Raw genomic sequence first — 21,041 nt, 5'->3', positions numbered from 1 at the left:
ATTCAAGAGGGTGGTCTGCACTACATTCACTTTTTTTTAATCCGCTATTGATTTATCAAGCTTTTTTAGATTTCCTTTAGCTAAAAAATATCATTCCCAATATCACACTGCGGAACTTGGGCTAATATCATCCTGCACTTTTTATCCCCCGCGCCGATCCTGTGCGTAAATTCAATATATAGCCCGCAGGCGTGGAACGTGCCGAGGTCGATTTGGTAGGCGATATCGCATATTGTTTTGATTTTTTCATCAGAGAATTTATTTTCCTTCCATGCCTCAACCAGGGGGCATGCTTTCATGGTAAGGACGCATTCTTTTTCATTCACTTTTTCTATTCCCGGCCTGAAAATTTTGCCGCCGAGCGGGGAAGATTTAACGAATTCATTCGCGAGGGCCTTCAGGCCGCCTTTTTTAAGGGCATTTTTATATTTCCCGCATTTTGATTCACCGAACTTGTATATACTATCGGAAAAAATTTTATCCGTTTTTTTTACTCCCAGATTTTTCTTCATTTCTTCATAAATAAAGACGTAGGCCATTGCCCTGCTTTTAATGGCATCTTTGAGTTCTCTTTCCGTTTTAACCATTGATTCCTCCTTGATGTTATCTTTCTTGTCTAATATTATACATGGGTAAGAATTAAAGGCAAAGTACAAAAGAGGGGATACTAAATTTTTCTATTGACTAGTAATAAGTTCCATGCTACGATGTTTATTCTCTAATTTCAAGTCTTTCAACAATGAGAAAGTTATATCTGATTTTTTTCATTATTTTTCTTTTTTATTCCTTCTCTCTTTTATTATTCTTTACAAATGCGGAAGAATACGGCGGGGGAGGGATATACGGGACAAAAAGCCAGGAAGAAATTATTAATCAAATAAAAAGGGAAAAAGAGGAAGATACTGAGACGGAAAACTCCTCTAAAGTTATACCTGAAGATACAACAGAGGCTAAAGACACAACTGTTATACCCGAAGATGTGGAAGCTAAGCCTCAGCCTTTATTTGAAGAAATCGCTAATTCGCATCTCGGGGTCAGCTGCGAAACTTGTCATAGGCGGAAACCTGTACCAAGCTCGGCAGAAAAAGAAATTTATACATTTGCAAATACATTTGAGTTTGATGAGATAAGTTTATGTGAAAGTTGTCATAAAAAAACAAACCTCCACCCAACGGGGATGGACCCAAAAAAACTGGAAAAATCTATGGTAATTCCTGATATCTTTCCATTAGGGAAATATGGAAGTTTTGCAGGGACCGTTGTCTGCTCCACCTGCCATGACCTCCATACGGGTGTGGGTAATTTTCACATGCTCCGGGGTTTTCCAAAAAACGCGTTTGATTTCGAACCTGCATTTGAAAACCGCGAATCATTTTGTAAAAGCTGTCATGGTGAAAATGTCATATCGCAGACACCGCATAAGGCAGATATGTCTCCCTGCGGATTTTGCCACTCAAGCGACCCTAAAATAAGCGCCAGTCCTAAAGAAACTCTCCGGCAGGAAACAAAGACCATCTGTGTCTTCTGCCATGATAAATTAAGTTCCGCGCACTATAAAGGTGTTAATCCTTATCCTGATTTAAAAAAAGACCCTGTTTGCATAACATGCCATGACGTGCACGGCTATTCTAAAAAAGGGCATCTTGTTACGCCGGAATATGAGGACCTGGCAAATGAATCTAAAAAGACAAACCCTCACCTGAAAAACGCATTTTGCCTGACATGCCATCTGGAAGAACCTTCAAAGGGTATCCCTAATTTACGGTTCGGCAGAAATACCGTGGCCGTCTGCTTACATTGCCATAAAGATGAATTCCCGTGGAGGACCGCTGATTTTCACCCTGTAGACGTTTTGGCTGACGCGCCGGGAAAACACAAACCCCAAAACCTCGCGCTTTTTAACGGGAAAATTACATGTCTCACCTGCCACCTTGTAGATTGCCAGGTAGCAAATAAAAAGGAAACAAAAAAAACCAACAAAATATTTCTCCGCGGCGGGCCATACCAGAACCGCAGCGACATATGTTTTGAGTGCCATGAACGGGATGCATATGTAAAATATAATGTTCATGACCAGATAGATTCCAGGGGAATAATCAGGGAGGGTGTCTGTTTATATTGCCACCGCAGCCAGCCTGACAGGAAAGTCAGGGCGCAAAAACAGGATTTTAACAACCTTATCTCGTCAATGACAGATTTATGTGTCCGTTGTCACAGAGATAAATTCCATCCGGGGCAGAAAAACCATATAAAACCGGCATCCACGGATATGCAAAAAAGAAAAAGCGTCTATGAAATCGAACGGAACGTATTTCTTCCGATGGACGATAAAGGAAACGTGACTTGTGCGACATGTCACAATCCCCATGAAAAGGGAATCATTCCATGGGGCGCAGGGACAAAGGGCGCGGATGAACCGGATAAACTCCGCCTGGTTAAAAAAGACGGGTTATTATGCCAGGTGTGCCATGCGGGGCAAGGGCTTAAATAATGCAAAATGAAAAATTAAAAATGTAAAATCGCGGTATGCTTTATATCTGCATTTTGCATTTTGAACTTTAGATTTTTATAAAGAAGGGGGGGAATACAGATGAATGTAGCAAAATTTTTACAAATCATTTGCATATGGGTACAAACAGCTTTTTACTCCATCGGCGGTTACCTGTGTTTAAAAAGCGGCGGAGTAACATCGATAGCCGGGGCTTTTTTTGTTTTTGTCGGGATTGCCCATTTAGTAAAATTATTTAACGGCTCAATATTAAAGTTTGAGTCGCACTAGTTTTTTCTCCTTGACACAAGAATTATTTTTATGCTAACATCAGTCCTGTTTTTTAATAATCTAAGGGGGATATAGCTTGTATTTATTCCTAATGAGGAGGTGAAATCTTGAACAAAAATTTTTTTATTAAAAACTTTTTTGTCCTATTTTCTTTAGCCTTCGTATGTATCTTCACTTTTGGAGAACGCCCAAGTTACGCTGTGGCCGATCCGGACAATTGTATGATGTGCCATGATCATCCCGGTATTGTCCGTATGAATGAAAAGGGAATAAAAAGGGATTTTTATATTGAGGAAGATATTTTCATCCCGAGGTCAGTCCATGGGAATGTTCGTTGTGTTGACTGCCACGATTATATTATGGAAGGCGGAGAACCAAAAGTTCCGCATCAACCGTTAATCAAAGAAAAGGTGCGTTGCAACCTGGTATGCCATAGTATAATTGAACCATCTCGCGCGGATGACCCAAGCGATAAAAAATATTTCTCCCACGAAAATGCCTATATTGCTTACAAAGAAAGCTCACACGGTATAGCTGACAGGGAACTGCCCCAGGAAAAACAAGATCCCGATGCCCCGTATTGTGTTTATTGCCATGATGTAAATCCTGTTTACGAAAAAGTTGGAAGTGAAATTGCGCCGATTAATGACGCTCAATTAAAAAGATGCCGCGGCTGCCATAAAGATGATTTTGCCGCAAGGTTTTATCGCCATACAAAACACCGTTTTGATATGAAAACAAATAGAACCAAGTATCAGGTAGTCCAGCTTTGCGTTGAATGCCACGGAAATAACGACATGATGACAAGGCATAAACTAAGCTCAGCACCGGTTAAGGAATACGAAAAAACATTTCATTATAAAATGGTTTACCATGGCGGTGAGCGATGGGCCGGATGTACTGACTGCCATACCAAAGCCAATTATCCAATGGATCCAAACCGTCCTTCAGGCGGAGACGCGGGTATACATGATCTAAAAAGCAAAAAGGACACCGCGTCAGCTGTATATATTACAGAGGAAAAACGTTTTGACCCGGAAAGAGACAATCTTGTAAAGACATGCAGTGTTGACATCTGCCACCCGAAAGCAAAAGGAAATAAATCATTTGCGCGTTCGGTAGGGCACATTGCTCCGCATAATTATATCGGGCTTTTCATTCTGGAAGAATCCTTTTTCTGGCTTTGTTATGGAACTTTAGCGTTTGTTCTTACAATGATTACACTGGACTTAGTACGTAAAATACTAGGATAACTTAGAAAGGAGCGTGAAGATTATGGAACATGCCGAACATACAGGTTCAAGTGAACCAAGGGTTTTTGAGCGCCTCAGTACGCACCAGATAATTCAGCATCTAATTGTAGTAATCTCATTTACCGGCCTTGTCGCTACTGGTATGCCTCAAAAATTCCCGCATATGCCGTATGCAAAACCTTTATTTAAACTTCTTGGTGGCCCTGAAATTGCTCCTGTAATCCATAGATGGTGCGGAATACTCGCATGGGTTCTTTTAATTTATCATTCTTTTTATTTGATCGGCCGATGGATAATTGAAGGGTGGACACCTTTTAATAATTTTTTCTCCAGATTAAAAACGGGGGACCTGGCGTTAATCCCGACAGCAAAAGACGGGAAAGATATCGTCGATAAATTTAAATATTTTTTTGGAATAAACAAAGAGTCTCCCGCTTTGAAAAAATGGGCATATCCTGAAAAATTTGATTACTTAGCTGTCTACTGGGGTATGGTAATGATCGGGTTCACGGGGCTGAGTCTGTTTTTGAGAGAGTTTGTTATGTCTTTCATGCCCTGGTGGTGGATGAATGCCGCGTGGATTGTACACAGCGATGAAGCATTTCTAGCGACGGTATTTATTTTTACATTTCACTTCTATAATGTACATTTTGTCCCGGAAAACTTTCCGATGATAAAATCATGGATTACAGGAAAAATGACTGAAGATGAGGTAATTCATGAACACAAAATGTGGTATGATGAAATGATGGCAAAAGAAAAAGGGGAACAGGGAGGTAAAAAATAATGCTAAAACGTAATTTATTAATAAGCGCAGCCGTGGCCATGGTTTCTGTAATAGCATTAGCATTTGTTGCACCTGTTAAATCCGGAGAGGAACATAATCTTATAACGGAAAAACTTGTAGTAAGCGAAAAGGAATCCAGGCTATTCCATTTTCACAATAAAAACGAAGGGGAGGCCGCGCCTTTCGATAATGAAAATCCCATTCTTTGCGTGATATGCCATGGCAATATGCCGCACGCGAAAAACAGGGTTACAAGGGCCATGCTTAATTTCCATGCTCCGTTTATAGACTGCAATACATGCCATGTTAAAGATGTTAAAGGCGGAATCAGCGGGTTCAGATGGTTTGACGGGACAACATCCAGTATAGCCGAATTGAAAAAAGGAAGCAGGAAGGTCGAGCCTTTAATCAGGATAAAACCTTATGTTAACCAGCTTATTTCGGCTTTTGACGAAGAAATTACCGGAAGGGCCAATGTTCCTTTAATTACGCCGTATGTCGAAGAAAACGGACAGTTCAAAATGATAACCATGCGGATGGATGATGAAAAATTCGCGAAACCATTCGTGGCTATGAGAGACAGGTTATCTACAGACCTGCAGGGGCAGATGAAAGGGCGTATACACCAGGCGGTTTCAAACCCCGGCCTGGATTGCACGGATTGCCATCGTGTAAAAAGCGTGTTACCTTTTAAAGCTCTCGGGTATCCACAAGAACGCATGGATCAGCTGGTTGGAACGGAAGCCGCTGGGATTATTGGGAGGTATGGCAGGTTTTATATCCCAAATCTCTTTGGAGTTAAAAAAAGCAGCTAATGACGAAATAGCGTTTTATATTTAAATATTGGGCGGGGGGGCGGAGTGATATTCTTGCCCCCTTATTTTTCAATCTGTTAAATTTATGTTTAAAAAAATTTTTATCTTTCTTTTTTTCGTAACTCTTTTTACTAATAATCCTTATATCGCTGGAGAAGAAACTTCTATAAAAGTCCGGCTTCTTTACGAAATAAAAGGGCCTGCTTCTTTTCCATTAAATCAACCCAGCGATATAGCCCTTGGCCCAAACGGTAACCTGTATATACTCGATGGTGTAAACCACAGGGTAGTAGTTACAAACCAGAAGGGTGAATTTATTAAAGAATTCGGCGCGAAAGGCGATAAGCAGGGAGAACTCGATACCCCTTTAGGCATTACTATCGATATTGATGGAAGGGTTTATATCGCAGATTCCAAGAATCACAGAATTTCGATATTTGATTCTGAAGGAAATTTCCAACACCAATTTTCATTAAAACCGGGGGAGGAGAAACTGCCGGCAGACCCGACAGATATTATTGTTGTAAAAGACAAATGTTTTATTGTAGATAACGACAACCATAGGGTGTTAGTATATAACAAAAAGGGCGATTTTATAAGAGAGTGGGGTAATAACGGCAGAAGGAAGGGGGAATTCCGGTTCCCTTTTATGCTTTCAAGCGACAGCAAAGGTGAAATTTATATAGTTGATGTCATTAACGCAAGAGTGCAGGTTTTTGACCAGGAGGGAAATTATCTGCGCCAGATAGGCCTTTGGGGTATTAAAAAAGGAACTTTCTACCGGCCAAAAGGCATTACTATAGATAAACAGGACAGGATATTTATAAGCGACAGTTTCCTTGGGGTCATTCAAGTATTTAATAGGGATGGGGAATTTATCTCTCTAATCAACAATGAATATAATAACCGCAGAAATTTTATAACACCCGTTGGTATCTTAACCGATGAATCTAACCATCTCTATGTGGTTGAAATGATTGCCAACCTGATTGAAGTCTTTAATCTACAATAATTATAATAATGAAGCGTCTTTTCTTCCTTTCTCTAATAATATTTTTTACGCTTTTTGCCCAAAATCCAAGTTTGGCCAGAAGCGTTATGCCTGAAAGCTCCCGGCAGGAATGTGCTGTATGCCATTATGAATGGCATCCTGATCATTCAATAAAAGATAATCCCGATCGAATACCGCGCTACATCGGCCATAAAAGATATGTAACTGATGAATGGATATGTTACAGTTGCCATGACGGTTCAATGGTTGATTCCCGGAAAGCATGGAAAAAAAAGATATCACATCCCACAAAAATAGTTCCGTCTAAAAAAGTAACTATTGCTGATAAATACCCGTTGTATTTTATGAACAATTTTGCTTATAAAGACGAAGACGGCACTTTCTACGGGGAGTTGGACTGCGGAAGCTGTCATACAGCCCATGCTGTAGGCGCACAGGACGGGGTGGTGCCTGAACGGGCAACTTATCTCCGCCAGGAGAATAAAAACTCAGAAATGTGCATGGACTGCCATAAAGATAAGACAAACGGCCCAAAAGAGGGGATGCATCCTATTAATGTTGATTCTATCCCTTTCACAAAGGAATTAAAAGATGCCGGGGCATACAGCGGGGACAAACCCAATAAAGTAATCTGTGAAAGCTGTCATAAAATTCACTCCGCCGAGGCGGAAAACCTTTTGCTGTTTCCCGTCAAGGGCCCCGAAGTTGAATCTGCGAAACTTTGCGAGGCATGCCATACAAATAACCCAAGTAAAAAAGAAGGCGCAGGGCACGATACCCACCCGGTAAATGTCCCGCAAAAAAAGGCATCCATTCCATACCGCTGGCATTCCGGAAACCCGTCCAGCACAGGTAAAGACAAAAGTTTAATTTGTGTTTCCTGCCATTCCCCGCATTATGCTGCAAAAGAAACACATCTGCTGGCTGATAATAATAAAAATTCTTCTTTCTGCGAAATATGCCATATGGACAAACTCAATAAGGACACCGGTGAGAAGAACACAGGGACTCACCCTGTCGATGTTCCTTTGGCTAATGAAATGCACCCCGAAGGGTTGACTTTCGGGCAAAACAATTTAGTCATCTGTGAAAGCTGCCACAAGGTTCATAATGCCGCAGATAACGCCGCCAATGATGGAACTGACGGCAAAATTATGGCTGTTTCAAATAAAAATTCAGGATTATGCCGTCAATGCCATGAAACAAAATATGCTAACGGGATAGAGGAAGGTGAACAAAAGGGGACACATCCGGTTAATTTGGTTCCGTCAGAAGCCGTTATTGCTCCATCCCTTACGGCGTTAGGCGCAAGAAAAGGAGTGGATGAAAAATTAGTATGTGAAAGCTGTCATAAAATACATGATTCCGCTCCAAAAACGCGAAATCTTCTGGCAGATAACAAATTCTCGGGGTTATGCAACACATGCCATGAAAATAAAATAATCCGGGGTATTCGTGATTCTATATCCTCTATAAAACACCCGGTCAATATCATTTCAGACAAGGTAAAAATTGCTGAAGATATTATGAAGGCGGGAGGCGCTCTCGGTCCAAATAAAGAAATGATTTGTACTACATGCCATTTGCCGCACAAAGGGATAAAAAATACCCCTCTTCTGGTTTTAGGCAATGATCAATCATCTATCTGCCTGGACTGTCATAAAGATAAAAAAGCTGTTTTTTATTCAGACCATAATTTAGCTATTACGGCAAAGGACGAACCAAACATAAAAAATCAGACTGTTGAGCAGTCGGGCATCTGCGGGCCGTGCCATTTTTCCCACGGGTGGGCAAAAAAACTTACCGGCGATGGTGATTTTGTCACACAGCTCTGTATCAGCTGTCACAACAAAGACGGATCTGCCGGCAAAAAACCCATTGATAAATATTCTCACCCGACAGATAAATCAATTAAAAAAGCGGACGGGACATCATCCCTTCCTCTATTTGACGAATTGGGAAAACAAAAAACAGACGGGGAGGGAAATATCTTCTGCACAAGCTGTCACGACCCCCATGTATGGGACCCGAATAAAATAGACACAGCTTACAGCCAAAACAGGGAAGGCGATTTTACAAATAGTTTTCTCCGCAAATCAAATGATGCGAAATCCTCCCTTTGTAAAGACTGCCATGAAGATAAATTCTTTGTGGAAAATACGGAACATGACTTGTCTATTACTGCTAAAGACGCGAAAAATATTGAAGGGAAAACAAGTTCATCCGGCGGAATATGCAGTGCCTGCCACCTGGCGCACAATGGAAAAGAGCGCAAAATATGGGCACGGGAAGTTCCTCAGACCGGTAAAGACACTTCTACAAATTTATGTGTTAGTTGCCATTCTGAAAAAAATCCGGGCGCAGATAAAAAAATTGTTACTTTTACCCATCCGACAGATGTCGCGATTTCCGGCGCAGACGGAAGTTCTACCCTGCCGTTATTTAATAATAAAGGTGAGCTTTCAGAAAAAGGCAGTGTATACTGCAACTCATGCCACGACCCCCATGTATGGGACCCGGTAAATAAAAAAGTATCAAAACGTAAAAATACAGAAGGAAACCAGACAAACAGTTTTTTAAGAATAGCCAACTTCCCGTCTCCTGATTTATGCAGGGATTGCCACGAAAAACAGACCTTTATTGAGGGGACTGACCATGACCTTGCAAATACAGCTCCGAAGGTTAAAAACTTCGAAGATAACACGCGCAAAACCGGCGGCATATGCAGCCCATGTCATGTTGTCCATAACGGGTTAGGCCCCAGAATCTGGGCAAGGGATTTAGGCGGCGACGCGGATTCTTCTTCTAAATTTTGTTTTTCATGCCATTCAGATGATAAATGCGGGGAAAAGAAACAGCCGGGAAAATTTTCCCACCCTGTAGATGTGCCAATCGCAAATGTCGGAGGGACAACGACACTTCCTACATTTAATAAAGATGCGAAAAAACAGGAAAACGGAAATGTCTACTGCTACACTTGTCATGACCCGCATGTATGGGACCCGGGAAAGGAATCAAAAGGAAGTGCCAAAGAAAATATTGAAGGAACAGCTTTAAACAGTTTTCTCCGTCTCGCCTCTGATCCGGAAGCGACTTTATGCCGCGACTGTCACAGCGCGCAAGGTTATATTGTAGGCAGTGACCATGACATGAAGGTATCGGCGCCAAAAGAAAAAAATATGCTAGGACAGACTGTTTTTGAATCCGGGCCTTGCGGGGCGTGCCATGTCCCGCATAACGCAGTGGCGGAAAAATTATGGGCAAAACAAAAAGGAAATGGGGTTGACGCCATCACTCCTCTGTGTGACATCTGTCACGGCAAAAACGGCTGCGCAAATACAAAACAAATCGGAGGAACACATCCTGTCGGCGTAGATTTCAGCCGCCTGGGGCTTAAGGGGGAATCCCCTTTCCCGATATTCACGTTACAGGGGGCCAAAGATATTGAAAGGGGCAAGGTTCTTTGCTCTACCTGTCATAATCTCCACCAGTGGGACCCTGACAAAAAAGAAAATGGCCCCGGGATAAAAACCGAAGGGGATATTAAAAACAGTTTCTTAAGAAAAAATAATAAAAATTCCGAGATGTGCACAACATGCCATTTGCAAAAGAAATATGTTGTTAATACAGAACATGATATGAGGATTACCGCGCCTTCCGAGAAAAACGTTATTAATCAAACGGCAGAAGAAGGCGGCCCGTGCAGCGCATGCCATATTCCTCATAATGCCTTTGGTAAACTACTCATATGGGCAAAATTACCTCAAGAAAGCCCGGAAACTCCGTCTATGCTCTGTAAAAGCTGCCACGCGGCCAACCAATGCGCGGCAAATAAGGTTCCACTGGTTGATATGCATCCAACTGATATTGTGGTTACTAATGTCGGCAGGCGTGTTGAACGCGAACACGGGGCGCTCCCCATGTTTAATAAAGACGACGGCCTCAGGGTAAAACATGGTATTATATCCTGCGGGTCTTGTCACAATCCGCATCAATGGGAAGCAGGGAAACCCAATAATACCCCGGGACAAAATACAGAAGGGACCGCATCCAATAGTTTCCTGCGCCAGAAAGATTTTACTTTATGCGCCGACTGCCACAGGTTTGATTCTCTCTTCCGGTATAAATATTACCATGTCCCGAGAATACGGGAAATTGGAAGGGGACTGGAATAATCGTATATTAAAAGGAATCTCTTGCCACCTGTCCTTTTTCTACCTTAAACCATTCACCTTTTTTATTTTTAATCTTGGACTTATCAACCTCTGTTATAAATATCTGAATATCTTTTGGTAGGGCGTTAAAAATGTTTTCTATCCTTTTATTGTCAAGTTCTGAAAATAATTCATCAAATAAAACTACCGGGTATTCCCCTGTTTCCCTAAAAATAAAATATATTTCAGATAGATTCAGCGCCAATAAAATGCTTTTTATCTGTCCCTGCGAGGAAAAACTTTTAACATCTCTCCCGTTCATATAAAAAATAACATCGTCGCGATGCGGCCCGGATATAGAAAATCCTTTTTTTATCTCTTCATCTCTGTTTTTTAAAATAAGTTTTTCCCATGTCTTAATTATTTCATTTTTATCATTTAAAATACTATTTGGTAAAAATGATTTATAGGCAACATCAACCTCTTCCTGTGATATTATGTTTTTATAAATTCCCTTTATTAATATATTTATTTTATTCACAATAATATTCCGTTTCATTATTAATTCAACCCCGTATTTTATTAACTGTTTATCCCATGAATCTAATAAATCAATATTTTTTTTTATTGTTTTTTCCTGCAGTATCAGGTTTTTCTGGTTCAAAATTTTTTGGTACTGCTTAAGATTATCAGAATATCGTGCGCTAATCTGGGATATTTGGAAATTTAAATAATTGCGCCTGCCGGAAGGCATACCCTTGATAATGTTGTAATTTTCAGGGGTAAAAACTACGGTTGGAAATCTATTAACAAGATAATCCGGATTTATCTGGATTTTATTATTAATTCTTAACCTTTTACCTTTTTCTTTTTCCCCAACAACCTCAATTACCTGCTTTTTATCCTTTATTATCAGTAAACCTTTTACATAAAAAAATTTAGAATCAAAAGTAATTATATTATCATAATAATTTGTCTTCAGGGATTTAAATGTCAAAAGCAAATAAAGAGCTTCTATTAAATTGCTTTTTCCCTGGCTGTTTTCTCCAATAAAAAAATTTAAACCTTTTCCAAATTCTATATTAACTTTTATCAGATTACGAAGATTATTAATTGTAATGTTTCTTAAGTACATTATGGGTCTTACGGGTCTTATACGACCTATATCAAATTTTAAATTCTAATCGGCATGATAATATAAATCGGATTCTTCTCTGATTTTGGTCTTATTAATCCGGGGTGAAACGGCTTTGTAAATTCAAACACTATTTCTTTATCTTCTATATTTTTATAAATATCTAATAAATAACGATAATTATAGCCAAATTCTATATCGGGGCCGGTATAATTAATTTCTAAAATCTCCTGTCCCTCCCCCTCCTCCGGATTTTTTATATTTATATTCAGTGTTCCCTGTGTCAGTTTATAGATAACTGCCATCGTTTTTGAACTTGTTAATATGGAAATTCTTTTTGTCGCCTGGAGGATTTTATCCCGTTCTATTAAAAAATTATGTTCTGGTTTTGCGGGGATAACCTTTTTGTAATCCGGGAACAGCCCGTCGATTAACCTTGAAATTAATATAATATTATTAATCAGAAATACTATCTGTTTTTCCTCAACTATAACTTTCACGTCTTTCTCAACTTCTGTAAGTAGCCTATTAACTTCTTTTATTGATTTATAAGGAACAATCACTTTAAAATCTTTTATTTTCTCTTCTAATACTTTTTCTTTTATATAAGCCAGCCTATGGCTGTCTGTTGCAACAAAATTAACCTCATTTTTCTCTTTTTCAATCAATATCCCGTTTAAAACATACCTGGTTTCATCGTGTGATACTGAAAAAATAGTATCATTTATCATTTTTTTTAAAATTTTAGCGGGGATTAAAAAATAATTTTCATTATCTTTATATGATGGAAATTTAGGAAAATCCTCTGAAGATATAGTGTTAATATTGAAAGATATAGAACCGCTTTTAATATTAATTAAGTTATCTTTAATTAATTCTATTTCAATTTCACCATCGGGCATTTCATTAATAATCTCACTGAATTTCTTTGCAGGAATAGTTATTACTCCTTTTTTTTCTATCTTCGCGGGAAAAAATGTTTTTATGCCGATTTCAAGGTCTGTGCTTGTAATTAAAATTTCGTTTTTTTGGGATTCCAATAAAATATTGGAAAGAATCGGAAGGGTATTTTTATTCTCGATAATATATTGAACACATTGTATACTTTTTAAAATATCTTTTTGATAACATTTAAATTTCATTTTATCTCCTTTTTTATATATATTATTATCTTATTTATTATATATCAATATAATAATAAGGTTAATATGCTCTGTTAATATGTTGAAAAACCAGAAATTTTATACAGGGTATAGTAAATTTAAAATAATAAGTTTGGGATAATTTGTTATTTTTATCCACATGATTAATATTAAAAAAATAAAAAAATTTTATTAATAACTTATTAACATATAATACACACCTACCCGCCGCAGGTGGGTTAATTTTTTAATTTACTAGTTATTTCCTCAACCTGGTTATTAAAGTTTAAATCTTTTTCTCTTAGGCCTTTTATTTTTAAACATGCGTGGATAACAGTTGTGTGGTCTCTACCTCCAAAATTTTCACCGATTTCAGGTAAAGATAGATTTGTTAAAGTTCTACATAAATACATTGCTACCTGTCTTGGAAACGCTATTGATTTTGATCTTTTCTTTTTTTTCATATCAGAAGTCGGGATATTAAAATATTTCGCGACTACCTCCTGGATTGTATCAATATTAATATTATCAAAATCTTTAGGGAATATATCTTTTAAAACCTCCTTTGTCAGCTCCAGGTCGATAGGTCTTTTAGTTAAGAAAGCATATGCAACTGTGCGGATGAGTGAACCTTCTAATTCCCTAATATTTGCTTTAATTTTATTAGCTATAAATAAAGCGACATCATTAGATAAATTAATTTTTTCTTTTTCCGCCTTTTTTTTAAGTATTGCAATCCTTGTTTCTAAATCAGGGGCTTGAATATCCGTAATTAACCCCCATTCAAAACGTGAACGCAGCCGCTCTTCCAATGTGGGTATTTCCTTTGGGGGGCTGTCACTTGAAATAACTATTTGTTTGTGCGCATCATATAGAGTGTTAAAAGTATGAAAAAATTCTTCCTGTGTCCTTTCTTTACCAGCTAAAAATTGTATATCATCTATTAATAACAGGTCTATATTGCGGTATTTATTACGGAATATAATGTCCTTACCGTCACGTATACAATTTATGAATTCATTCACAAATTTTTCAGTTGAAAGATACATAATTTTTAAACTGGGATACTTTTTTAAAACCGAGTTGCCAATAGCATGTAATAGGTGTGTTTTACCTAAACCGACACCGCCATATATAAAAAATGGATTATATGTTTTGGACGGAGACTCCGCTACGGCGATCGAAGCTGCATGGGCAAACCGGTTGCTGTTTCCTACAACAAAATTTTCAAATATATAATTTGTGTTCAAGTTATTCTCAAATATTACAGGTTCTTCTTTATGTATAAAATGTTTAACCTCTGCGGGATTTAATTGGTTTTGAGTAATAGAAAAAATAATTTCCTTTTCTTCATTGGTAATTTCCTTAATAATATCCTTGATTATATCTGTATAATGAGTTACAAGCCAATCCCTATAAATAATATTTGGGACTTCAATCTGGATGTTATTATTGGAAGACGAAAGCATTTGTGTAGGGCGGAACCATGTATCAAAAGCCTGATGCGGTATTTTTGTCTGTATATTTTCTTTAATTTTATCCCAAAGATTCATATTGAGTTAACCACAAGTTTATCCACAAGTGTGGATAAGTAAAAGATCGTTTATTTATATATAGTTATTAATTAATATTTAAGCAATAATATAAGTTTTTATCAGTTTAATTAATCCTATAAAAAAAATAGTTTATATAATAATTATATAAAAAAAACAGTTTTAAAAACCAAATAAAAAAACTTATTAACATTTTTTCCACAAGATTAAATTTTTATTTGATTTTAACTGGAAAGGCTTGACTTTAATTTAATATTTAGATATAATCTATTTTTTAATTTAAGCTTTAAATATATTTTTAAAGAAATTATACTATAAAAATATGGATAGTCAAATATAAAAAGGAGAAAAAATGCATTTTACTTATAATCCTAAAAAAAGGAAAAGAAAAAAAACTTGCGGGTTTCTGGTCAGAATGAACACATGTGGCGGGAAAAAGATAATTAAAAGAAGAAGAGCAAAAGGAAGAAAGAGGCTGGCTGTATAGATTTTCTTAAATAGTTAGGGCGGGATGTGAAAAAATTTGGTTTCTCCGGGCAAGAGAGATTAAAAAATACAATAGATTATAATCGTGTAATTAAAAAAGGAGAGAGAATTACACATCCATATTTTTATCTGTTTTTTATAAGGAATAATTTATTTTTTGACAGGCTGGGAATAAGGATAGGGAAAAAGTTCGGCAAGGCACATGTTCGTAATAAAACAAAAAGGATAATTAAGGAAATTTACCGGCAAAATAAAAGCCTGATACCGGGCTTTGATTTAGTTTTTATCCCCCGTTATGGCGCAAAATATATTTTTTCTAATGTCGAAACTGTTATTAAAAAAGTATTTTTACAATTAAGGGACTCAACAACTAAACCTGATTCACATCCTAAAATATGAAAAAAATTTTAATTAAGACAATTAAATTTTATTGTTTATGTATTTCTCCCTTAAAATTTCCTTCCTGCCGTTTTATTCCCACATGTTCAGCTTATACTATTGAAGCGTTGGAAAAACATGGATTAATGCGCGGGCTTTACCTGGGAATATTCCGCCTCCTAAAATGCCAGCCGTTTCATAAAGGCGGATATGACCCGGTCCCTTGAGAATTGGAGTAAATAAATGGAAAAAAGATTAATAATAGCTTTAGTTTTAAGCGGGTTAGTTCTTGCGGTTTTTGGTATATTTGGGCCAAAATACAATAAAAAGCCGGTTATAAAGCAGGAAGAAAAAGAAGAAATTTTTCAGGAAGAAAAAGCCACACAACCGCCAGGATATTTAGATTTTAGCGGTAAAGAGTTTACCGCAGAGACGAATACTCTGAAAATAGTATTTTCAAAAAAAGGCGGATGGATAAAACATATTTTTTTAAAAGAATACAAGGATAAGGAAGGGAAAGAAATCGACCTTATTAATGGAGGGAACTCCGGCGGGTTATGGTTTAATAATATAGAGTTAAACAGGGAAGATTATGAAATTAATTGTAATGATAACGGGGATGGAAGTAAAAAAGTTGAATTGAGTTTTTTGTATCCGAACGGCTTAGAAATTAAAAAGAATTTTATTTTAATGCCGGATGAATATAGTTTCAAATTTTCAATGGAACTTGTTAATCATACAAATGAAAAGCTTATGCTTGATCCGCTTTATCTTATGTGGGGGCCAGGAATTAGTGAAGAATATGAAAGAGAACGCGAGTTATACAGTGTAATAAATATAAATTACAGCAAGGAGTTAAAAAGGATAAAAGAAGCCAAACTAAAGGAACCAGTTAATATTGAAGATGAAATAAAATGGTTTGGGATTAATAGTAAATATTTTCTTGTGGCATTAATCCCTCAAAAGGAAAAATCCGATATTAAAATACAAAAAACAGCGCAGCATGGTATAGAAACAGGATTAAATGTTTCCGCCGGACAGATAGGGGCAAATAGTAAAAAGCAGTTTACTGTTGATCTTTTTGCAGGACCAAAAAAATACAGCTTATTAAAAAAATATGGGAAAGGTTTAGAGAAAAACATTGATTTCGGTTTTTTTAGCTATTTAAGCATAGGTCTTTTATTTGTCCTCAACGGAATAAATAAGTTTGCTTCAAATTATGGAATTGCTATTGTGTTATTGACGTTAGCGGTAAAAATTATTTTAGGGCCTTTAACCAGGAAGAGTTTTGTTTCTATGCAAAAAATGCAGAAACTTCAGCCTGAAATAGAAAAATTACAGAAAAAATATAAAGATAATCCTAAGGGATTGAATGCGGAAGTAATGCAATTATACAAAGAAAGAAAAGTTAATCCGTTTGGGGGGTGCTTGCCGATGATCTTGCAAATTCCGATATTCTGGGCATTGTTTAATACGCTGCAAAATACTATTGAGCTTCGACAGGCAAAGTTTATCTTTTGGATAAAAGACCTTTCCCAGCCTGATACGATCTTTCATCTGCCGTTCCAGCTCCCGGTCATTAGCAATAATATTAATTTATTACCAATCATAATGGTTATTACGCAAATCATACAGCAAAACATGATGCCGGCTGGCGCTAAGTCCAGTGAGCAAAAGATAATGTTTTATGCTATGCCTGTTGTTTTTGCGGTTATGTTTTATAATTTTCCTTCCGGGCTGGTTTTATATTGGACGCTGAATAATATCTTTACCATTATTCAGCAGTATTTTCTTATAAAAGAACAGTAATTAGGAATTAGTGATGCCAGAAGATACTATTGCGGCTATTTCTACACCGCTGGGGATTGGCGGTATTGGAATCGTAAGAATAAGCGGTGCGCAGGCCTTTTCAATAGCAAAAAAAATATTTTTCCTTCCAGCAAAAAAAATAGATTTTAATATAAATCATAAAAGAAAAATTTTATACGGATTTATTCGTGATCCAAAGACAAAGGAAACCATTGAAGAAGTTTTGATTTCTTTAATGAAGGGGCCGAAAACTTATACCCGTGAAGATGTTGTGGAAATAAACTGCCACGGCGGATTTTTATCTTTGCGCAAAGTTTTAGAGATTACCCTGAAATGCGGGGCAAGACTCGCTGAACCCGGAGAATTTACCAAACGGGCTTTTTTGAACGGACGGATTGACCTTATCCAGGCAGAAGCAATAGCTGATTTTATCCGGTCCAGGACAGAAAGAAGCCTGAAAATGTCTTTTCATCAAATAAAAGGGGGATTATCCAAAGAAGTAGAGGAGTTGAAAAGGAGATTAAAAAGATTAATTTCGCATATAGAGGCAGTAATTGATTATCCGGAAGAGGATATAAGGGAGTTGACAAAAAGAGAAATTTGCAAAGAATTAATGAACCTGGATAAGGTGTTTTCGGATATTTTAGAAACAGCGGATGAGGGCAGGGTTCTGAGAGAAGGTATAAAAATAGGGATTATCGGCAGGCCGAATGTCGGGAAGTCAAGCCTTCTTAATAGATTGCTGGAAGAAGAAAGGGCAATTGTCACTCATATTCCGGGAACCACAAGAGATACCCTTGAAGAAGAAATCAATATAGACGGTATCCCTTTAATCCTTATAGACACCGCTGGGATCAGGGATGCAAGGGATGTTGTTGAAAAAGAGGGGGTGTCCCGTAGCCACAAAGTCTTATCCGATGCAGATATTTTACTTTTAGTTATCGACGGGAGCGAAAATTTGACGCCTGAAGATAAAAAGTTATTAGACTTGACAAAAAATAAAATGGTTATTTTTATAATAAATAAGGTTGATTTAAAGAAAAATATTTGCTACAATAAAAATCTATGCCTGTCTTCAAAAAAGGATATAATAAAAATATCTGCGCTTAAAAATTTAGGGATAGAGGGGTTAAAGAAAAAAATTAGAGATAAAATACTAAAACATGGTTTGTTTTCGAGTGAGAAAGATATAAGAATCAGCAATATCCGTCAAATTGAATTGCTTCGTATGGGGAAGGAATTTTTAAACAAAGCAAGAGAAACGGCTGCCCAAGGGTTATCAGAAGAGTTTATATCTCATGACCTTATATTATGTTTGGATTCCCTGGAACGAATGACAGGAAAGCTAGCCAGGGAAGATATAATTAATGAAATATTTTCACAATTTTGTTTAGGTAAGTAAGGTGAAAAACAAAAAAATGGGATTATTAAATTTCAGGGCCTTTAAGTTCAAAATTTACTACTATGGATTGATATCCTTACTGATATTTTGCCTTTTTATCAGAAGAAAGGTGGACGCGGAGATATGCGGTAATGTTAAAGCGGATGAAGCGTATAAAGAGGGTATGTCATCTTTGAAAGAAAAATTATATAACGCGGCCAGGCTGCACTTTGAAAAGGCGCTTCGCTATGACCCGAATTGTGTTGAAGTGCATTACCAATTAGGCTTAGTATATACTTACCTAATCCCTTACCAGGATTTGGCGATAGTAGAATTCAAGAAGGTACAGGAGCTTGTCCCGGATTCAAGATCAGCCGCGCATATCAGGGCTGTTTTTAATGAAGGATTGGCCCATTTAAGGATGGGGGCATATGAAGATGCGATTACAGTCCTTAGAAAAGTAAAAGAATTAGATCCCACCTATAAAGACCTGGATAAACTCCATAATTATTTAGGGGTAGCCTTTTATTTTCTGGATAATTATGAAATGGCTATTAAGGAATTCAAGAGGGCCATCCAGGAAAACGCTGTTTACCGTGAAGCAAATTTTAACCTGAAAAGCGTCAACATGAGATTGCTCTATTTCAATGTAGGCGTTACTTATGGCTTTATGGGAAATTACCGTCAGGCGATAGAAGAATTGAATAAGGCGATAGAGATAGACACAAATTTTTTCAATGCCCACATGGAAATAGCAAGAATATATATCAGGGAGGGCATGTATGGGGATGCGATAAGCGAATTAATTCGCTGCGAGAGAATAAACCCGAACCATCGTAATATACGTAAAGTATACATGAATTTAGGAGTGGCCTACTATAACCAGGGAAGTCCGAAAATCGCGGTTGAATATTTGAGGAAGGCGCTCAGGATACAACCGGATTATGAAGATGCCATTAAAAACCTGCGAAGTATATTTCAGGGATATGACCCTTTAAAGGATTTAAAACTTGATCCAATAGGGCAAAAAGAAGAATATATTTCGGCGCATATGGAAGTAGCAAGAGACTATTATATGGTAGGTTTGTATGATAAAGCGGTCGCTGTTTGTAATATTATTTTAAACGTGGATTTTCAGAATAAAGAGGCGGCAGATTTGATTTTGATGTCATATTCCGCGCAGATTGATTATTATATAGAAAAAAAAGATTATTCAAACGCTATTAAAGCTATTAAGAAACTTTTAAAAATTACTCCTGATAATGTGGAAATATGGTTTAAACTGGGCGTATGTTATTTTTCGATGCCCGGCAATTATTGGTATAAAGAAGCCGAGGAGGCATTTAGAAAGGTGATTACCATCGGGAGCAAAGAAGACCTTATTGGAGAAAGCCATTTTTATATAGCTAAAATCTCGTTTGCGCAAAAGAAAAATGAAGACGCGAGAACGGGAATAGAATTAGCCATAAAAAATAACCAGGACAGCCCGGAATATCATTTTTGGGCGGCGAAGATATACAGGACCCTTGATTTGCTGGACGAAGCTGAGTATGAAATTAAACAGGCAATTGAGCTTGACCCGGAAAATGAGGAATACCAGAAACTATTACGTGAAATTATAAAAGATAAACTTAAAAAAGAAAGAGGACTTAAAGGCCAGGGAGAAATGTCCCCTGAAGAGGAGGAGGGCGGCGGGGTGATAGAAGAAGAAGATTATAAAACATTGGTCAGGCGGGGATCAAATTATGTAAAGCGGGAAGAATATGATAAAGCCCTGGAAGTGTTTCGCAGCGCGGGTGAATCCCAGCCGGAGGGGATTGAAGCACAGAATAATATCGGGGCATGTTTATTAAATTTAGGCAAATATAATGAAGCATTGGTATCTTTTATGGTCTGTACTACATTAAACCCAAAAGATGCGGAAATACATGTTAATTTAGCAATTGCATATTATTTTTTAACGGATTATAAAAACTCAAAGGAGGAATACCTTAAAGCAATAGCTATTAATAGTGAACTTTCTAAAGATACATTATATATAAAATTGATAGAAAATGGTACAATTCCAGCTAAAGAGTTTTTGCCTAAGATTATATGGAAAACCGCAAAATAGTTAGGATTTTGAAATGTTTAATTTAATAAAAAATTATAAAAAGGGCATAATTTTAATAATCTCAATATCCATATTTTCGGGGCAAACTTTATTTTCCGCCCAGGAAGACGGTTCCAAGGCAATAGAAGAATTCGCAAAGAAAAAAGGAAGGCCTAATCCCCATACTGAGATAGATTGTACGGACTGCCATAAAACCAAACCCGGCAAGGAAGACACAAAAGAGACCGTAACATTCAGAAAGCCG

Annotated in this window: 18 protein-coding genes; 14 read left to right on the top strand and 4 right to left on the bottom strand. The window is 37.3% G+C overall.

Annotated features, from left to right (window positions below; all coding sequences use genetic code 11):
* Positions 1-80 precede the first annotated feature (80 nt).
* On the bottom strand, positions 81-587 hold the full coding sequence (locus AB1498_11305) for an L-2-amino-thiazoline-4-carboxylic acid hydrolase (GenBank protein ID MEW6088876.1): 507 nt from the start codon (positions 585-587) through the stop codon (positions 81-83).
* A gap of 152 nt (positions 588-739) precedes the next feature.
* On the opposite strand from AB1498_11305, the gene AB1498_11300 reads away from it, so the two are divergent.
* From AB1498_11300 to AB1498_11270, 7 genes are all read left to right on the top strand, one after another.
* Positions 740-2,491: a hypothetical protein gene (locus AB1498_11300; protein MEW6088875.1), complete on the top strand. Its 1,752-nt coding sequence runs from the start codon at positions 740-742 to the stop codon at positions 2,489-2,491.
* A gap of 99 nt (positions 2,492-2,590) precedes the next feature.
* Positions 2,591-2,779 carry a hypothetical protein gene (locus tag AB1498_11295; protein ID MEW6088874.1) on the top strand — a complete coding sequence of 63 codons (189 nt, stop codon included), beginning with the start codon at positions 2,591-2,593 and terminating at the stop codon, positions 2,777-2,779.
* A gap of 107 nt (positions 2,780-2,886) precedes the next feature.
* Positions 2,887-4,032, top strand: a complete 1,146-nt coding sequence (locus AB1498_11290) for a hypothetical protein (protein MEW6088873.1) — start codon at positions 2,887-2,889, stop codon at positions 4,030-4,032.
* A 22-nt stretch (positions 4,033-4,054) separates the two neighbouring features.
* Positions 4,055-4,819 (top strand): hypothetical protein, encoded by a 765-nt coding sequence (locus tag AB1498_11285; GenBank protein MEW6088872.1) that lies wholly within the window; start codon positions 4,055-4,057, stop codon positions 4,817-4,819.
* Positions 4,819-5,634, top strand: coding sequence for a hypothetical protein (locus AB1498_11280; GenBank protein ID MEW6088871.1), 816 nt, complete (start codon positions 4,819-4,821; stop codon positions 5,632-5,634). Before AB1498_11285 ends, AB1498_11280 begins: the two co-directional genes overlap by 1 nt.
* An 85-nt stretch (positions 5,635-5,719) precedes the next feature.
* Positions 5,720-6,646 carry an NHL repeat-containing protein gene (locus AB1498_11275; GenBank protein MEW6088870.1) on the top strand — a complete coding sequence of 309 codons (927 nt, stop codon included), beginning with the start codon at positions 5,720-5,722 and terminating at the stop codon, positions 6,644-6,646.
* Positions 6,647-6,732: 86 nt separating this feature from the next.
* Complete coding sequence (locus AB1498_11270; GenBank protein ID MEW6088869.1) at positions 6,733-10,821, top strand: cytochrome c3 family protein; 4,089 nt, start codon at positions 6,733-6,735, stop codon at positions 10,819-10,821.
* A gap of 7 nt (positions 10,822-10,828) precedes the next feature.
* Here AB1498_11270 and recF read toward each other — a convergent pair whose 3' ends face one another.
* The 3 genes from recF to dnaA all read right to left on the bottom strand — a co-directional run bounded on the left by recF (position 10,829) and on the right by dnaA (position 14,630).
* Entirely contained in the window at positions 10,829-11,935 is a 1,107-nt protein-coding gene (recF, locus tag AB1498_11265; GenBank protein MEW6088868.1) for a DNA replication and repair protein RecF, read from the bottom strand.
* 38 nt (positions 11,936-11,973) lie between these two features.
* Complete coding sequence (dnaN, locus tag AB1498_11260; GenBank protein MEW6088867.1) at positions 11,974-13,077, bottom strand: DNA polymerase III subunit beta; 1,104 nt, start codon at positions 13,075-13,077, stop codon at positions 11,974-11,976.
* A gap of 239 nt (positions 13,078-13,316) precedes the next feature.
* Positions 13,317-14,630, bottom strand: a complete 1,314-nt coding sequence (gene dnaA, locus AB1498_11255; protein ID MEW6088866.1) for a chromosomal replication initiator protein DnaA — start codon at positions 14,628-14,630, stop codon at positions 13,317-13,319.
* A 352-nt stretch (positions 14,631-14,982) separates the two neighbouring features.
* On the opposite strand from dnaA, the gene rpmH reads away from it, so the two are divergent.
* From rpmH to AB1498_11220, 7 genes are all read left to right on the top strand, one after another.
* Positions 14,983-15,117 (top strand): 50S ribosomal protein L34, encoded by a 135-nt coding sequence (gene rpmH / locus AB1498_11250; protein ID MEW6088865.1) that lies wholly within the window; start codon positions 14,983-14,985, stop codon positions 15,115-15,117.
* Between the two features lie 26 nt (positions 15,118-15,143).
* Positions 15,144-15,515 carry a ribonuclease P protein component gene (gene rnpA / locus AB1498_11245; GenBank protein MEW6088864.1) on the top strand — a complete coding sequence of 124 codons (372 nt, stop codon included), beginning with the start codon at positions 15,144-15,146 and terminating at the stop codon, positions 15,513-15,515.
* Entirely contained in the window at positions 15,512-15,721 is a 210-nt protein-coding gene (gene yidD / locus AB1498_11240; protein MEW6088863.1) for a membrane protein insertion efficiency factor YidD, read from the top strand. The genes rnpA and yidD overlap by 4 nt, the downstream gene beginning before the upstream one ends.
* A gap of 16 nt (positions 15,722-15,737) precedes the next feature.
* A complete protein-coding gene (gene yidC, locus AB1498_11235; protein MEW6088862.1) occupies positions 15,738-17,303 on the top strand; it encodes a membrane protein insertase YidC in 1,566 nt (521 codons plus the stop codon).
* Positions 17,304-17,316: 13 nt separating this feature from the next.
* Positions 17,317-18,705 carry a tRNA uridine-5-carboxymethylaminomethyl(34) synthesis GTPase MnmE gene (gene mnmE, locus AB1498_11230; GenBank protein ID MEW6088861.1) on the top strand — a complete coding sequence of 463 codons (1,389 nt, stop codon included), beginning with the start codon at positions 17,317-17,319 and terminating at the stop codon, positions 18,703-18,705.
* A 1-nt stretch (position 18,706) separates the two neighbouring features.
* Positions 18,707-20,797: a tetratricopeptide repeat protein gene (locus tag AB1498_11225; protein MEW6088860.1), complete on the top strand. Its 2,091-nt coding sequence runs from the start codon at positions 18,707-18,709 to the stop codon at positions 20,795-20,797.
* A 13-nt stretch (positions 20,798-20,810) separates the two neighbouring features.
* Positions 20,811-21,041, top strand: a 231-nt coding sequence (locus AB1498_11220) for a hypothetical protein (GenBank protein MEW6088859.1), incomplete at its 3' end; no start/stop codon positions are given.

This window comes from bacterium, assembly GCA_040754625.1.
Lineage (GTDB): Bacteria > JACRDZ01 > JAQUKH01 > JAQUKH01 > JAQUKH01 > JAQUKH01.
Note: the sequence above shows the minus strand (reverse complement) of the source record. Positions and strands in the feature narration are given on the sequence as shown.

Bases quoted from the DNA above. Each gene is read 5' to 3' on its own strand.
- AB1498_11285 (MEW6088872.1), top strand. From the start codon at position 4,055: ATGGAACATGCCGAACATACAGGTTCAAGTGAACCAAGGGTTTTTGAG.
- AB1498_11305 (MEW6088876.1), bottom strand. From the start codon at position 587: ATGGTTAAAACGGAAAGAGAACTCAAAGATGCCATTAAAAGCAGGGCA.
- yidD (MEW6088863.1), top strand. From the start codon at position 15,512: ATGAAAAAAATTTTAATTAAGACAATTAAATTTTATTGTTTATGTATT.
- dnaA (MEW6088866.1), bottom strand. From the start codon at position 14,630: ATGAATCTTTGGGATAAAATTAAAGAAAATATACAGACAAAAATACCG.
- AB1498_11275 (MEW6088870.1), top strand. From the start codon at position 5,720: ATGTTTAAAAAAATTTTTATCTTTCTTTTTTTCGTAACTCTTTTTACT.
- recF (MEW6088868.1), bottom strand. From the start codon at position 11,935: ATGTACTTAAGAAACATTACAATTAATAATCTTCGTAATCTGATAAAA.
- AB1498_11300 (MEW6088875.1), top strand. From the start codon at position 740: ATGAGAAAGTTATATCTGATTTTTTTCATTATTTTTCTTTTTTATTCC.
- AB1498_11280 (MEW6088871.1), top strand. From the start codon at position 4,819: ATGCTAAAACGTAATTTATTAATAAGCGCAGCCGTGGCCATGGTTTCT.
- AB1498_11295 (MEW6088874.1), top strand. From the start codon at position 2,591: ATGAATGTAGCAAAATTTTTACAAATCATTTGCATATGGGTACAAACA.
- rpmH (MEW6088865.1), top strand. From the start codon at position 14,983: ATGCATTTTACTTATAATCCTAAAAAAAGGAAAAGAAAAAAAACTTGC.
- mnmE (MEW6088861.1), top strand. From the start codon at position 17,317: ATGCCAGAAGATACTATTGCGGCTATTTCTACACCGCTGGGGATTGGC.
- dnaN (MEW6088867.1), bottom strand. From the start codon at position 13,077: ATGAAATTTAAATGTTATCAAAAAGATATTTTAAAAAGTATACAATGT.
- AB1498_11270 (MEW6088869.1), top strand. From the start codon at position 6,733: ATGCCTGAAAGCTCCCGGCAGGAATGTGCTGTATGCCATTATGAATGG.
- yidC (MEW6088862.1), top strand. From the start codon at position 15,738: ATGGAAAAAAGATTAATAATAGCTTTAGTTTTAAGCGGGTTAGTTCTT.